Annotated in this window: 14 protein-coding genes; 8 read left to right on the forward strand and 6 right to left on the reverse strand. The window is 59.7% G+C overall.

Features of this window, described 5'->3' with window-relative positions:
- The first annotated feature begins 10 nt into the window (after nucleotides 1-10).
- On the forward strand, nucleotides 11-1,405 hold the full coding sequence (mgtE, locus tag ACR0DX_RS08015) for a magnesium transporter (RefSeq protein WP_170352462.1): 1,395 nt from the start codon (nucleotides 11-13) through the stop codon (nucleotides 1,403-1,405).
- A complete protein-coding gene (locus ACR0DX_RS08020; protein WP_480845716.1) occupies nucleotides 1,402-1,959 on the forward strand; it encodes a 5-formyltetrahydrofolate cyclo-ligase in 558 nt (185 codons plus the stop codon). The genes mgtE and ACR0DX_RS08020 overlap by 4 nt, the downstream gene beginning before the upstream one ends.
- 1 nt (nucleotide 1,960) lies before the next feature.
- On the opposite strand, the gene ACR0DX_RS08025 is transcribed toward ACR0DX_RS08020, so the two are convergent.
- Nucleotides 1,961-2,188, reverse strand: a complete 228-nt coding sequence (locus ACR0DX_RS08025) for a putative hemolysin (RefSeq protein ID WP_170352464.1) — start codon at nucleotides 2,186-2,188, stop codon at nucleotides 1,961-1,963.
- An 89-nt stretch (nucleotides 2,189-2,277) separates the two neighbouring features.
- On the opposite strand from ACR0DX_RS08025, the gene ACR0DX_RS08030 reads away from it, so the two are divergent.
- The 3 genes from ACR0DX_RS08030 to ACR0DX_RS08040 all read left to right on the forward strand — a co-directional run bounded on the left by ACR0DX_RS08030 (nucleotide 2,278) and on the right by ACR0DX_RS08040 (nucleotide 5,779).
- A complete protein-coding gene (locus tag ACR0DX_RS08030) occupies nucleotides 2,278-3,093 on the forward strand; it encodes a TIGR00282 family metallophosphoesterase (protein WP_170352465.1) in 816 nt (271 codons plus the stop codon).
- 64 nt (nucleotides 3,094-3,157) lie between these two features.
- Nucleotides 3,158-4,936, forward strand: a complete 1,779-nt coding sequence (locus ACR0DX_RS08035; protein ID WP_170352466.1) for an SLC13 family permease — start codon at nucleotides 3,158-3,160, stop codon at nucleotides 4,934-4,936.
- Between the two features lie 96 nt (nucleotides 4,937-5,032).
- Complete coding sequence (locus ACR0DX_RS08040; RefSeq protein WP_480845719.1) at nucleotides 5,033-5,779, forward strand: META domain-containing protein; 747 nt, start codon at nucleotides 5,033-5,035, stop codon at nucleotides 5,777-5,779.
- On the opposite strand, the gene ACR0DX_RS08045 is transcribed toward ACR0DX_RS08040, so the two are convergent.
- The 4 genes from ACR0DX_RS08045 to ACR0DX_RS08060 form a co-directional block, all read right to left on the reverse strand.
- Nucleotides 5,780-7,441, reverse strand: a complete 1,662-nt coding sequence (locus ACR0DX_RS08045) for an FAD-binding dehydrogenase (RefSeq protein WP_170352468.1) — start codon at nucleotides 7,439-7,441, stop codon at nucleotides 5,780-5,782.
- Nucleotides 7,438-8,304 (reverse strand): bile acid:sodium symporter family protein, encoded by an 867-nt coding sequence (locus ACR0DX_RS08050; RefSeq protein WP_170352469.1) that lies wholly within the window; start codon nucleotides 8,302-8,304, stop codon nucleotides 7,438-7,440. The genes ACR0DX_RS08045 and ACR0DX_RS08050 overlap by 4 nt, the downstream gene beginning before the upstream one ends.
- Before the next feature lie 72 nt (nucleotides 8,305-8,376).
- Nucleotides 8,377-9,111, reverse strand: a complete 735-nt coding sequence (locus ACR0DX_RS08055; protein WP_170352470.1) for a glutamine amidotransferase — start codon at nucleotides 9,109-9,111, stop codon at nucleotides 8,377-8,379.
- 16 nt (nucleotides 9,112-9,127) lie between these two features.
- Nucleotides 9,128-10,900: an SLC13 family permease gene (locus ACR0DX_RS08060; RefSeq protein WP_170352471.1), complete on the reverse strand. Its 1,773-nt coding sequence runs from the start codon at nucleotides 10,898-10,900 to the stop codon at nucleotides 9,128-9,130.
- 110 nt (nucleotides 10,901-11,010) lie between these two features.
- Between ACR0DX_RS08060 and ACR0DX_RS08065 the strand changes: the two genes are divergently transcribed.
- Nucleotides 11,011-11,751, forward strand: a complete 741-nt coding sequence (locus ACR0DX_RS08065; RefSeq protein ID WP_170352472.1) for a YebC/PmpR family DNA-binding transcriptional regulator — start codon at nucleotides 11,011-11,013, stop codon at nucleotides 11,749-11,751.
- A gap of 120 nt (nucleotides 11,752-11,871) precedes the next feature.
- A complete protein-coding gene (locus ACR0DX_RS08070; RefSeq protein WP_170352473.1) occupies nucleotides 11,872-13,146 on the forward strand; it encodes an MFS transporter in 1,275 nt (424 codons plus the stop codon).
- Between the two features lies 1 nt (nucleotide 13,147).
- Here ACR0DX_RS08070 and ACR0DX_RS08075 read toward each other — a convergent pair whose 3' ends face one another.
- Nucleotides 13,148-14,032 carry a LysR family transcriptional regulator ArgP gene (locus ACR0DX_RS08075; RefSeq protein WP_170724342.1) on the reverse strand — a complete coding sequence of 295 codons (885 nt, stop codon included), beginning with the start codon at nucleotides 14,030-14,032 and terminating at the stop codon, nucleotides 13,148-13,150.
- An 88-nt stretch (nucleotides 14,033-14,120) separates the two neighbouring features.
- Here ACR0DX_RS08075 and ACR0DX_RS08080 point away from each other — a divergent pair, with 88 nt between their 5' ends.
- Nucleotides 14,121-14,720 (forward strand): LysE/ArgO family amino acid transporter, encoded by a 600-nt coding sequence (locus tag ACR0DX_RS08080; protein ID WP_170352475.1) that lies wholly within the window; start codon nucleotides 14,121-14,123, stop codon nucleotides 14,718-14,720.
- Nucleotides 14,721-14,738 lie beyond the last annotated feature (18 nt).

Consider the following 14,738-nt stretch of genomic DNA (forward strand, 5'->3'; position numbering starts at 1 on the left):
GGGGGCAGACATGACCACAGGCTTTGATGAACCCGTAACCGAGACAACCAGCGACGAGGACGTCTATGCGCTGGACCGGCGGACCGTGGCGGCCATTCTCTACGCGGTTGATGTAGATGACCGCGACAAGCTGGTCGAGCTGATGGAGCCGCTGCACGCCGCCGACATCGCCGACCTGCTGGAACAGATCAACCCTTACGACCGTGCCCGCCTGATCCGGCTATATGACAAGGAATTCGACGGTGACATCCTGTCGGAACTGGATGAGGCGATCCGCGAAGAGGTGATCGGCGTCCTGCGCCCGGACGTTCTGGCCGACGCTGTGCGCGACATGGAAAGCGATGATGTTGTCGACCTGCTGGAAGACCTCGAAGAACCGCAGCAGGAAGCCATTCTTGACGTACTGGAGGATTCCGAACGTGTCGCTGCCGAGCAGGCGCTGTCCTACCCCGAGAACTCAGCCGGTCGCCTCATGCAGCGCGAGGTGGTCATGGCCCCCGAGCATTGGTCGGTAGGGCAGGCCATCGACTTCATGCGCGCCAACGATGATCTGCCCGAGCAGTTCTATCACGTGGTGCTGGTCGACCCGCGCCTTAAGCCTGTGGCGCAGGTGACTTTGGGCAAGCTGATGGCGACACGTCGCGATGTTCCCCTGCATGACATCGCCGAAGAAGAGTTTCACACGATCCCCGTAGATCAGGACGAGGAAGACGTGGCTTATGCGTTCAACCAATACCACCTGATCTCAGCCCCGGTGGTGGATGGAGATGGGCGGTTGGTCGGCGTGATCACCATCGACGACGCCATGGTCGTGCTGGATGAAGAACACGAGGAAGATATCCTGCGTCTGGCTGGGGTCAGTGACGAAAGCTCGATCTCGGACAGTGTGGCGGCGACCAGCAAGCGGCGTCTGCCGTGGCTGGCCGTGAACCTTTGTACGGCTATTTGTGCCTCGTTGGTGATTTCGCAGTTCGAGGCGGCGATTGATCAACTGGTGGCGCTGGCCATTCTGATGCCGATTGTGGCCTCGATGGGCGGCAATGCGGGCACGCAGTCGCTGACAGTGGCGGTACGGGCGCTGGCCACGCGCGACTTGACGGCGGCAAACGTGATGCGGGTGATCCGGCGGGAATTGCTGGTGGGGATGCTGAACGGGCTGTGTTTTGCCGTCGTGCTGGGCACAGTGGGGATGATGTGGTTCGATTCTCCGATGCTGGGTGTCGTGATCGGGTCGGCCTTGGTCGTGAACATGGTCATCGCGGGCTTTGCAGGTACGGTAGTACCGGTCGTGCTGGACCGTCTGGGCGTTGACCCTGCGCTGGCGTCGGGGACTTTTGTGACCACCACTACGGATGTCATGGGGTTCTTCATCTTTCTGGGGCTTGCCAGCGTGGTGCTACTGTGATCGATCTGACCGAAATCAAAGCCGCCGCGCGTAAGGCGGCTTTTGCGCGCCGCAAGGCCGCGTTTGACGCGCGGCTGCCCGGTGCGGCCGGACGTTTATCCGAAGTGCTGGCTGGGTACCGGGGCGTACCGATCTCGGGCTATATGCCCATCCGCACCGAGATTGATCCACTGCCCGCTATGGCCGAGGCTTCGGCCTATGGCCCGGTCGGGGTGCCGGTCATTCAAGCCGCCGCGCAGCCGCTAAAGTTTTCCCGCTGGACGCCCGAGGGCGCACTGAAAGACGGCCCGTTCGGCGCCAAAGTGCCCGAGGTCGACGACTATTTCGACCCCGAGATACTGATCGTGCCGCTGGTAGCGTTTGATGCACAGGGCGGGCGTCTGGGCTATGGGGGCGGGTTTTATGACCGCACGCTGGAATGGCTGCGGGCCCAACGCCCGACGCTGGCCATCGGGTTCGCCTTTCATGCTCAAGAAGCGGAAGGGCTGCCGCTGGAACCGACAGATCAACCGCTGGATATGGTGATCACCGAAAGCCGGGTTCTGACGTTTTAAGTTAGCCCATGTTTTCTGCGCGGAAGAACTCCCACGCGTCTTGTTTTGACCCGTCGGGCAGGGTGCAGGTTCCGGTCTGTCCCTCGGCGCCGTCCACGATATCATATGTGCCGCCTTTTTCGACGCAGAACGTAGCCGCAGGATTGGCCAGTCCGACCTCAGGCCCGGGGGTGGGGTCACAGGCGGCCAACGGGGTCAGTAAAGCGGCCGAGAGGATGTAGCGGGTCATGAATGTCTCCTGATGCAATATGTTTCCCTGCGTTATGGCGGCAGTTTAACCACTTGTGCTTGGCCGAGGCCACACTTAGGACGGTTCGTATGAGAATATTGTTTCTGGGTGACGTTATGGGCCGTGCAGGACGCACGGCCATTCAACAACATTTGCCACGTCTGCGCGATGAATGGCGGCTGGATTTTGTTGTGGTCAATGGCGAGAACGCGTCGAACGGGATGGGGCTGACCGGCGATCACGCCAAGCTGCTGCTGGATGCAGGGGCCGATTGCCTGACGCTGGGCGATCATGCGTTCGACCAGAAAGACATGCTGCAATTCATCGAGAAAGAGCCGCGCGTCGTGCGCCCCGTAAACTTCGCCAAGGGGGCGCCCGGGCGGGGGCATCGTTTGTTCAACGCGCCGGGGGGGCGCAAGGTGCTGGTGGTGCAGGTGCTGGGGCAAGTCTTTATGAAGCGGCCCTTTGATGATCCGTTCTCGGGTGTTGAACCGATCCTGAAGTCCCACCCGCGCGGCGGGCAGGCGAATGCGATCATTGTCGATATGCATTGCGAGGCGACGTCGGAAAAGATGGCGATGGGCCACTATTGCGATAAACGCGCCAGCCTTGTGGTCGGCACGCACACGCATGTGCCTACGGGTGACGCGCAGATATTGCCCGGCGGCACCGCCTATCTGACCGATGCGGGGATGTGCGGCGACTACGACTCGGTCATCGGTATGGATAAGGTCGAGCCAATGCGCCGCTTTATCACCGGGATGCCCAAGGCGCGGTTCACCCCGGCCAATGGTGAGGCCACCTTAAGCGGCGTGTTTGTCGAGACCGATGATCGCGACGGGCAGGCAAAATCTGTGCATATGGTGCGTGTTGGCGGGCGATTGCAGCAGGCGGGGCCGCAGTAAGGCTTGCTCTGTCTCGCGCAATGCGTGAAACTGACCGCCGGGCCAGAGGTCGGACACACCAGGAATGCAATTCATCCAACTGACAGAGACGGGCAGCGCGATACTGGCGCTGATGGTTGTCGCGGGCATGTTCATCATGTTCCTGCGCGAGATCTACCCAACTGAAGTGGTGGCTATTGGCGGCGTGGCCGTCATGCTGCTGACCGGTATCTTGCCTTACCAAAGCGCGCTGGCCGTGCTGTCCAACCCCGCGCCGTGGACCATTGCGGCGATGTTCATCATCATGGGGGCGCTTGTGCGTACCGGCGCGCTGGATGCGTTTACCTCCACCGCGCAAAAGCAGGCGCAGGTGAACCCGCGCTTTGCTATCGGTCTTCTGATGGCTTTTGTCGTTTTGGCTTCGGCCGTGGTGTCGAATACGCCCGTGGTCGTGGTGATGATCCCGGTCTTTGTGCAGATTGCGCGGACGCTGAACGTGCCGGCCTCAAAGCTGCTGATCCCGCTCAGCTACGCTGCGATTCTGGGCGGAACGCTGACCCTGATCGGCACGTCGACCAACCTGTTGGTGGATGGTGTGGCCCGGTCGCAGGGCATGGCCCCGTTTACCATCTTCGAGGTCACGCCATTGGGCATCGCACTAGTGATCTACGGCATGGTCTATCTGCGGTTCATTGCGCCGCGCCTGCTACCGGATCGCGACAGCATGGCTTCACTTCTAAGCGACCGCTCGAAGATGAAGTTCTTTACCGAGGCAGTTATTCCCCCAGAAAGCAACCTGATCGGGCGCGAAGTGACAGGCGTGCAGCTGTTCAAACGTCCCGGCGTGCGTCTGATCGACGTGGTTAGGGGCGATGAATCGTTGCGTCGCAACCTCAAGGGCGTTGAGCTTAAGCTGGGTGACCGCGTGGTTTTGCGCACCGAGATGACCGAGTTGCTGAGCCTTCAGAGCAACAAGGAATTGAAGCGCGTCGATCAGGTTTCGGCGGTCGAAACCAAGACGGTCGAAGTTTTGATTACCCCCGGTTGCCGAATGGTGGGCAGAACTCTGGGCGCGATGCGTCTGCGCCGGCGCTATGGTGTGTATGTGCTGGCTGTGCACCGTCGGAACCAGAATATCGGACGACAGTTGGATGATCTGGTTGTGCGCGTGGGGGATACGCTGCTGTTGGAAGGCTCGCCTGAGGATGTTCAGAAACTGGCCGCAGATATGGATATGGTAGACGTCTCGCAGCCTTCGGCTCGGGCTTTCCGTCGCAGTCACGCGCCTATTGCGATCGGGTCACTTGTTGGCATCGTCGTGCTGGCGGCGCTTGGCGTTGCTCCGATCCTGCTGTTGTCGATCATCGCGGTTGCGGTGGTGTTGCTGACGCGCTGCATCGACGCGGATGAGGCGTTTTCCTTTGTCGAAGGCCGTCTGCTGGCGCTGATTTTCTCGATGCTGGCGATTGGCGCGGCGCTGGATAAATCTGGTGCGGTGTCCCTGATTGTCGAAGCGGTTGCGCCCGGCTTAAGCTCTCTACCGCCCTTCCTGATCATTTGGGCCGTGTACCTGCTGACCTCGGTGTTGACCGAGCTTGTGTCAAATAACGCGGTGGCCGTGGTCGTGACGCCGATTGCCATCGGTCTGGCGCAGGCGGTGGGCATTGATGCGCGCCCGCTCGTGGTGGCGGTTATGGTGGCGGCCTCGGCCTCGTTTGCGACGCCAATCGGGTATCAGACCAACATGATGGTCTACGGCCCCGGCGGGTATCGGTTCACCGATTTTCTGAAGGTGGGTGTGCCGTTGAACCTGACCGTGGGGCTTCTGGCGTCGCTACTGATTCCGCTGATCTGGCCGCTGTAGCGACGGCACGTAATTGCCGAATAAAATGCCGGGGGCTTGTAAACGCTGATCAAGTCACGATCTTTTTATCAAATAGGAATGTGAAAGGATTGGAACATGCCTTTTCCGAAGCTCGGCCAGGCCATCGTCGTTGGCGCAGTTGCGCTGACCATTCTGGGAAGTCAAAGCCATGCGGGCACCGTTACCGGGACCGCCACATATCGCGAGCGGATCGCAGTGCTTCCGGACGCGACTCTTTACGTCGAACTGCAGGATATTTCTCTGGCTGATGCGCCTGCAGTGACGCTTGCGTCTCAGCGCTATGCGTTGACCAGTGTCCCTGCCGACTACCAGCTGACCTATGATGACGCGCTGATTCAAGATGGCCGGACATATGCCGTCCGAGGCTCAATCTACCATGGCAACAAACTGCTGTTCACGACGGATACGGTGAACCCTGTGCTGACGCGAGGAGCCGGGGATACGGCAGATCTTTTGTTGGTGAAGGTGCCTTCGCAACCAGCCGCAAGTCTGGATGGCACCAACTGGACAGCAATCGGCATTAACGGAGAAGTGGTGGACGCGAAACGCCCGCCTCAGATTACCTTTGCGCAGGGCGGCGCGTTCGGCGGTACCGGCGGGTGCAACAGGTTCTCGGGCCAGGCCGAAATCAGTGGTGACAGCCTGAATTTCCCTGACAACATGGCTGCGACCCTGATGGCATGCCCGCCCGAGCTTGAAGAGGTCGAAGATCAATTCCTTGCCGCGCTCCAGACTGTGACCCGCTATACAATGGCCGGAGACAGCCTTGTGCTGTTGGACGCGGCAGGACAGCCCGTTCTGAAATTCGTCCGCGCGCAGTAATCAGGCCACAGCGCGCGAGCGTCCCGCATTGCGGCCCGAGAAGATGCAACCGCCCAGAAACGTGCCCTCCAGCGCGTTGTATCCGTGGTATCCACCGCCGCCAAAGCCCGCGACTTCTCCGGCCGCGAACAGGCCGGGGACGACCTGACCATCCGTACCGATCATTTGGCTGTCGAGGTTGGTCTGCAGCCCGCCCAACGTCTTGCGCGTCAGAACGTGCAGTTTGACCGCGATCAGCGGACCGTTGTTCGAATCAAGGAACTTATGCGGTTTGGCGGTGCGGATCAGCCGGTCGCCACGATAGTTGCGCGCGGCCAGAATGGCAGCCATCTGGGCATCTTTGGTGAAGGGATTATCAACCTGTGAATCGCGCGCTTCGATCTGGGCGCGCAGATGGTCCTCGTCGATTGGGGCGTCGCCCATCTGGTTCATGCCACGCACCAACTCGCTGAGCGTATTGGCGACAATGAAATCCTCGCCATGCTGTTTGAACGCCTCGACCGGGGCGGTGGCTTTTGATCCGGTCAGTATCCGCTGCAACAGCACTTCGCGCCAACCGCCTTCGGTCATGTCGGGGTTCTGTTCGGACCCAGATAGTGCGAATTCCTTCTTGATCACCTTCTGGGTCAGCACGAACCAGCTGTATTCATAGCCGGTTTTCAGGATTTCCTTTAGCGTACCCAGCGTGTCAAACCCCGGTAAACAGGGCGGCTTCATCCGGTTGCCGGTCGCGTCAAACCACATAGAGCTTGGTCCGGGAAGGATGCGGATGCCATGCGATGGCCAGATCGGATCCCAGTTCCGCACGCCTTCGGTGTAGTGCCACATCCTATCGCCATTGATCACGTGACCGCCCGCCTTCTCGCTGATGGCAATCATACGGCCATCAACGTGAAACGGCACACCGGCCACCATGTCTTTTGGCGGCTCTCCCAGCCGTTCACGGGGCCAGTTCTTACGTACCATCTCGAAATTGCCGCCAATCCCGCCGGAACTTACGATGATCGAGGGCGCGTAGACCTCGAACTCACCCACTTCGTCGCGGTTGGTCTTGGCCCCGTGCTGGGCGGTGTCATCAGCCAGAACCTCGCCCGAGACACCCTTGGCGCAGCCGTTCTGCATGATGATATGGCTGACCTGATGGCGGAACTTCATCTGGATCAGCCCGTTATCCTCATGTTCGCGCACGCGGCGGATGAAATGTTCCAGCACACCCGGACCGGTGCCCCATGTGATGTGGAACCGAGGGACCGAGTTGCCATGTCCATCCGCATATGACCCGCCGCGCTCGGCCCAGCCGACCACGGGGAACCAGCGCAGACCCATATCGTGCAGCCACGGACGCATCTCGCCTGCGGCGAATTCCACATAAGCCTCGGCCCATTTGCGCGGCCATGCGTCCTCATCCCGGTGGAACTGCGCGCTGCCCATCCAATCGCGCAAGGCCAGGTCGTGGCTGTCGCGGATACCCATGCGGCGCTGTTCCGGGGTGTCGATCATGAACAGCCCGCCAAGGCTCCAGAATGCTTGCCCGCCCAGAAAGTGCGCCGGTTCCTGATCGACGATGATGACCTTTTTACCCCGGTCTCCCAGCTCGGCAGCTGCGGCAAGCCCCGCCAGCCCAGCCCCCACTACGATGGCATCTGCAGTGTTATTGGTCATGCGACGTCCTTTCGGCGGAACCATAGGAGGAACGGCACGGCCACGACATACATCGTGATCCCGTAAACGGCCGACGGAAGGGCCAGCGGGCTAAATCCGCTTTCGGTGCCAGTGATCAAAGCAGCTAACGTGATGCCCAGGGTCGAGTTCTGAATGCCTGTTTCTATCGAAACGGTCTTGGCCTCATCCCATGACAAGTTCGCGGCTATGGCAATCCCCAGACCGATCAGCAGTAGTGCAATGTTCAGGGTGATCAGGCCGCCGCCCATGATCCCGAGATTTTCGGTGAATGTCTGCCAATTGGCGGCCAATGCAGCCAGAACCACGAGCACGAACAAGACCGTTGCCAACTTGGACAAGCCGCTCTCGATCCGGTTTGCAAATCCAGTTGCGAAATGGCGGATGCTAATACCGATTGCGACGGGCAGGGTGGTTATCAGGAACATGGCGATTGCCAGTCCGGTGATCGAGACCTCGGGGGCGTCGGCCCCCATGAAATGCGCGATCGACCACGCAGCCAGAAACGGCACTGTCAGCATCGACAACAGGCTGATCACTGCCGTCAGGCTGACCGACAGGGCCACGTCCCCCTTGGCCAGTTTGGAAAGGATATTGCTAGTCACACCGCCGGGGCAGAAGCTGAGGATCATAAACCCCACCGCAATTTCGGGCGGCAGCGCGAACAGTTTGACTGTGGCAAAGGCCGATATTGGCAGCAGCACGACCTGACACAGCGCGCCGATAGCAAAGGGGTAGCCGCGTGTCAGGACGCGGCGAAAATCTGCAATCTCAAGTCCTACGCCCAGAGATAGCATGATAATGGCCAGCGACAGGGGCAGGCCGACAGAAATAAGCAAATCCAAGAACAACTCCTCCCAAAGCCGTTCTGGTCAGCCTATGCGAGCGGTCCGCAATTGCGCAACCGCGCCGTTGGGTCAGCCATAGCGTTCCGCAAAACGGCGCAGGATCAGTGCCGGCTGGGTGACATCGGCCGCATGGCAAATGTCGATCAGGCGCTGGGCATCCTCTGGTGGAAAATAGCCGTGATGCTTGTAGATATTGATACGTTCCTCAAAGTCCTTTGCCTCGGCCTCGGGATGGAACTGCGTCGCATAGACGTTCTGGCCGAAACGGATCATCTGAAACGGGCAGGGGTCAGAAGCCAGCAAGTGCACGCATCCTTCGGGCAGTGCCTGAACCGCCTCTTTGTGGCCGACAAACGCGTCGAAAGTTACGGGCAGCCCTACCGTTAGCTGGTCCTGCATACCGTCCTCGGTCACGTGGCAGGTCGAAGGCCCGACGGGTTCACCGTATTTTTCTTTACTGACCGCCCCGCCAAGGTGGGCGGCCAGAATGCCTAAGCCATAGCAACACCCCATGAAGGGATGGTCCTGCGCAGTTATCTGCGGCATCAATCCCATGATCGACGCCTCGACGCGGGCATCTATGTCAGATTTCGTTGCGGGGTCATCGCTGACACATCCGGGGCCTCCGCCGACGATCACCCCAGCGTAATCGGTTACGTCGAGCCCCTCAGGCAGAGTTTCGCAATCCAGACGGATGCGATGCGTTCGCTCGGGCGTTAACCCGGTTTTGTCCAGGATCGAGGCATACTCAGCGCCCGAGGCGTCTGTCTCAGGGCGCAATTGCAGGATCAGAAATCGTTTCATACGCAGCCTTTACCCGTCACAGCGGCCAGAACACAAGGATCGAGGGGATTGAAACGGCGATGATCAGAACCTCCAACGGCAGTCCCATGCGCCAGTAATCGCCAAAGCGATAGCCGCCGGGGCCAAGCACCAGTGTGTTGTTCTTGTGCCCTATGGGGGTCAGGAACGCCGCCGAGGCCGCCACGGCAACCGTCATCAGGAACGGATCGGGCGAGACCTCCAGCGTGCGGGCCATTTGGATGCCCACGGGTGCGGCGACAATGGCGGTGGCGGTATTGTTCAACACATCCGACAAGGTCATCGTGACCACCATCAGCACCGTCAGAATGGCCCATGCAGGCAGGCCGTTGGTCAGCTGGATCAGACCATTCGCAATCAGTTCTGTTCCGCCCGAGCTCTCCAGCGCGCTGCCCAGCGGGATCATCGAGCCCAGCAGTACCACGACGGGCCATTCGATATGGTTGTAGATCTCGGCAATAGGCATGATCTTGGTCAGTACATAGGCCACCACGACCAGACCCAGCGCAATCGGCAGGTAGATCAGCCCGATACTGGCCGCCAGCACGGCCGCCCCGAACAGACCGATCGCCAGCCACGCCTTGTCATTTGCGGTCACGTTCAGGCCGCGCCCAGCCAATGGTAGGCAGCCCAGCCACTCGGTCACATCCACACTGCGGTCACGAGGGCAGAGCAGCAGCAGGATATCACCCGCCTCGACCTCGGTCTTGCGGACTTGTTCGGTGATCTGTCGGCCTTGGCGCGAGATGCCCATCAGCACTGTGCTTTGTCGCCATGCCAGCCCCAACCCTTGGGCGGTGCGCCCGGTGATGCGGGCGTTCTCGGTGGCGACGACCTCGATCACTTCTAGTCCGTCACCCTCGGCAGTCAGCAATTCCTGCCGTCGCGTGTCCGAGAAATCCAGGTTCAGCGCCGCGCGGAATTCGTCCAGCGCCTCGGGTCTGGCCTCCAGCACCAGCGCATCGCCCGCGTGCAGGGTGGCATGGGCTGAGCGCCCGTAGCGACGCTTGCCGTCGCGGATCAGGCCGATGATGGCGACGTCGGATTTCTCGGCCACCTCGTACAACTCGCTGACGCGTTTGCCGATCTGAGGGGATTCCGGCGGGATGGTCAGCTCGGCGATGTATTCGGCCAGCGCCTCAGAGCTTTCGGTTTGCGGCCCGCGATCGGGGATGAACCGCCATCCGATCAGCGCGACAAAAGCCAGACCGGCAATGGCTGCGATCCCGCCCACGGGGGCGAAATCGAACATATGGAACGGCTCACCCAGAGTTTCGGCTCGGATCGAGGCGATGATGATGTTGGGTGGCGTACCGATCAGCGTGACCATGCCACCCAGAATGGTAGCGAAACTCAACGGCATGAGTGACAGGCCCACAGACCGTCCGGCCTTGCGTGCGGTCTGGATATCGACCGGCATCAAAAGCGCAAGCGCCGCCACGTTGTTCATGAAGGCCGACAGGACCGCTCCGATCCCGCCCATCAGCGCAATGTGCGCGCCCAGCCCGCGCGAGGCATCGACCAGCGAGCGCGTAATCAGGAATACCGCGCCCGAGCGCACCAGCCCGGCAGACACAACCAGAACCAGCGCCACGATGATGGTTGCGGGATGGCCGAACCCGGCGAATGCGTTGTCCACGGGCACAACGCCCAGCACAACACCAATCATCAACGCCGAAAAGGCAACAAGATCATATCGGAATCGCCCCCATAGCAGCATTCCAAAAACTGTGGCGAAAAGGGCAAAAAGAATAATTTGATCACTTGTCATGTCGCCACCATACCCGCGACGGGATATCGGGCAAGCCGCTCTCTTGATCCTGCCCCCCGCAAACGTCTATATGAGCGCCGAACACGCAAACATGATGACGAGGACGCACTATGGCAGGCCACTCCAAATGGGCCAACATCCAGCACCGCAAGGGACGTCAGGACGCCGCGCGGTCCAAACTGTTTTCCAAACTGTCGAAAGAGATCACCGTGGCCGCCAAAATGGGCGATCCCGATCCCGACAAGAACCCGCGCCTGCGTCTGGCGGTGAAAGAGGCCAAGTCGAATTCGGTCCCCAAGGACGTGATCGACCGCGCTATCAAGAAATCGGTGGCCGGTGAAGGCGACGAATACGAAGAAATCCGGTACGAGGGCTATGGCCCGAACGGTGTCGCCGTGATCGTCGAGACGATGACCGACAACCGCAACCGGACCGCCTCAACCGTGCGCTCGACCTTTTCGAAGAACGGCGGCAATCTGGGCGAGACCGGTTCGGTCGGGTTCATGTTCGACCGCAAGGGAGAGGTTGTCTATCAGGCGGACGCTGGCGATGCAGACACGATCTTTGAGGCCGCGATCGAGGCGGGCGCCGAAGATGTCGAAAGCTCGGAAGACGGTCACATCATCTGGTGCGCCGATACCGATCTGAACGACGTATCCAACGCGCTGGAAGAGGCCTTGGGCGAATCCGAATCCACCAAGCTGGTCTGGAAACCCACGACCACGACCGAGCTGGGTCTGGAAGATATGCAAAAGCTGATGAAGCTGGTCGATGCGCTGGAAGACGATGACGACGTGCAGCGCGTGACGACCAATTTCGAAGCGACGGATGAGGTCATGGCGCAGCTGTGATCCTGTCGTTAATCGATCAGGAAAACCCGGCCTCTGGTCGGGTTTTTTTATGCGCCTTTTCAGTGTACTTGGCGGAATGCGTTAAACTCGGTAAACTGTTCGTAAAACAGCAATGAGAGCATGACGGACAGTCCCCCGATCCCTGCTAAACGAAACCTGCCTGTGTTGACCGGGCAAAGCATCCTGTCGCAAATCGCCTGGACGCTTGGCAGCCCCTCCATCGTGCTGCCGTTTCTTGCTGTCTCGCTGGAATTGCCGATGTTCATAGCAGGCGCGCTGGTCTCGGTTCGCATGGTGGGCAGCGTGATTGCGGATGTGTTCCTGGCGCGTTCGATTTCGGCCCACGACCGCAAGAAACGTGGCATTGCGCTGACCGAAGTCGCGGTCGGCCTCTGCCTTCTGATTGCACTGGGGGTTGCGACGACGGGTTATGTGCCACTGATCGCGGCGGCGTTTGTCCTTGTTTTCTTCATCATCGGGTTGGTCGATGAGACGCAGATGCTGATGTATACGGATTTATTGGGCGATCACGTTCAATCCAAATCCCGCATGATCATGCGCTATCTGCAACTAGGGGTCGGAGGGCTTGGCGCCATTGGGCTGGCGCTTTTGGTGCATGAGATCGTTAAAGAAAACCCACCTTTCTCGCGCCATTCGGCAATCATCTTCGTGTCCGTGGGCTTTTTTATCCTGTCGGGCCTGGCCATTCTGGCGATGTTCGAAGGCGCGAGCGGTGATGAAAGCACCCGCGATACCGCGCCCGGGCCGAAACGCAAATTCATCACCTATTTCACCGACATCACCGCGATGTTCAACGAGGCATGGTTCCGGCGCTACATGATCATGCGCTTGCCTCTGGTCGCGGCCACGCTTTCAGTGCCCTTTTTCGCCCTGATCGCGGCTGAGGCGCACCATGCTTCGGCCAAAGGGCTGACGGCCATGATCATTTCCTCGGCGTCTGGATATCTGGTTTCCGCTCCGTTGTGGCAGGTGGTGAACATGAAGTCCCATAGGGCGGTCATGGTGACGGGCAACCTGATGGTCGCCATCACTGGGGCGGTGCTTTTGACCTTTCATTTCTTGCACTTGGATCATAATGTTCATCTGCACGCGATCGCGCTGTTCATCGTGACGGTGGCCGTGACCGGCATCAGCAGCGCACGAAAACTGTATTATCTGGACGTGGCCCCAAAGGATCAGCGGGTCAAAGGTGCGGCAGCGATTAAGAGCGTCAGTCGCCTGGTCGCAGTCATCCTTTCGGCCGCGCTAGCCGCGGTGGCGCATATGCACGAGGTCGCCTGGGCCATTGCTTTTATCGTCGTGGTGGCCGTATTCGCGGCCTTTGCCTGCTATCGCCTGGTTTTGCCGGTGGCAGAAAGCTCGGCTTCGGCTTGACCTATGCCGGCTGCAACGCCTTGCTTGCGCTGCGTTTCACCGCTTGGGTCAACGGGTGCAGCGCCGGGGCCAGAATGCGCCCGACTTGCCATGTCAGGGGAACATCGTAAGGCGCATCCGGAAGCAACAGGGACAGGCTGCCATCGCGCAACGCTGGCTTTACAAGGCTTTCGGGGTTCATCCCCCATCCCAGCCCGGCAATCGCGGCTTCGACAAAGCCATGCGAAGAAGCCAGATAGTGAGAGGGTGGCGAAAGACGCCGCCCGGTTTGATGAGTGATCCAGGCTCTTTGCAGGCCGTCTTTACGGTTAAATGTCAGGTTTGGCGCTTTGCCAAGACTGTCGATGTTTACCCCTTTCGGAAACCACCTTTGCATGAATGCCGGACTTGCTGTCGCCAAGTACCTCAACGACCCAAGCGCGATTGCATCACAGCCCGCGACAGGCTGACCTCCGATAGTGACGGCTGCGCTGACCTCTCCGCGTTTTAACCAGTCAGCGGAATAATCCTGATCGTCGATCACAAGATCAAACAGCATGTCGTCCACCTGCGCCATGGCGTCGATAAACCAAGTTGCCAGCACGTCGGCAGGCACTGCAATCCGAACGCGCGTAGGGTTTGTGTTTTGGTCCAGCGTCAATTCACGTGCCAGTTGGGCCTCCAGCAATCCGATGTCCTCGGCGTGTTGGGCGATGCGCAGGCCAGCCGGAGTGGCGGTGCAGGGTGTGCCGCGAAGTATCAATGCGGCACCGACCCGGTCCTCTAACGCTTTAATTCGCTGGGAAATAGCGGAAGGGGTGACCGATAGCTCGGACGCGGCGGCCTCAAAGCTGCCATGACGCAGAATGGCAGACAAAGCGGACAGGTGATTGGGGTCGAGCAGCATTAGTAAAACTTAATCGGGATAAACATCTTTAATTTGATAGGCAGCCTTGGGCATCGTAGTCAACTGGCCAACAGCTTAAGGAGTTCTAATGCCCACGTCTCTGATTGCCGGTTTTGCGCTCGGCTTTAGCCTGATCCTTGCTATTGGGGCGCAGAATGCTTTTGTTTTGAGGCAGGGCTTGCGGCGCGAGCATGTATTTCCCCTTTGTCTAACCTGCGCAGTGTCGGATGCGATCCTGATCGCAGCGGGTGTGGCCGGTTTCGGATCGCTGGCGCAGATGGTTCCTTGGTTCGAAACCGCGATGCGGTATGGGGGCGCGATTTTTCTGACCTGGTACGGGTTGCGAAGCCTGAATTCCGCGTGGCGCGGGGGCGCAGTGATGGAGGTAGAGGGCGTTCAGCGATCTAGCTTGCGGTCTGTGCTGCTGACGGTGCTGGCTTTCACCTGGCTGAACCCGCACGTTTATCTGGATACGGTTGTGCTAATCGGGTCGATTTCAGCCCAATACGAGGACCGTTTGGCTTTTGCTGTTGGTGCGATGACCGCAAGCTTTGTCTTCTTTTTCTCGCTCGGCTACGGGGCAGGGTTTTTGTCTCCGATATTCGCCCGTGCCAAGTCGTGGCAGGTCTTGGATATGATTATCGGTGTGGTGATGTTGGCGATCGCGGCCAAACTTGTCGTGATCTGAGGGCTTGTCCCCAAGCGG

The organism is Ruegeria sp. D3 (genome assembly GCF_056534465.1).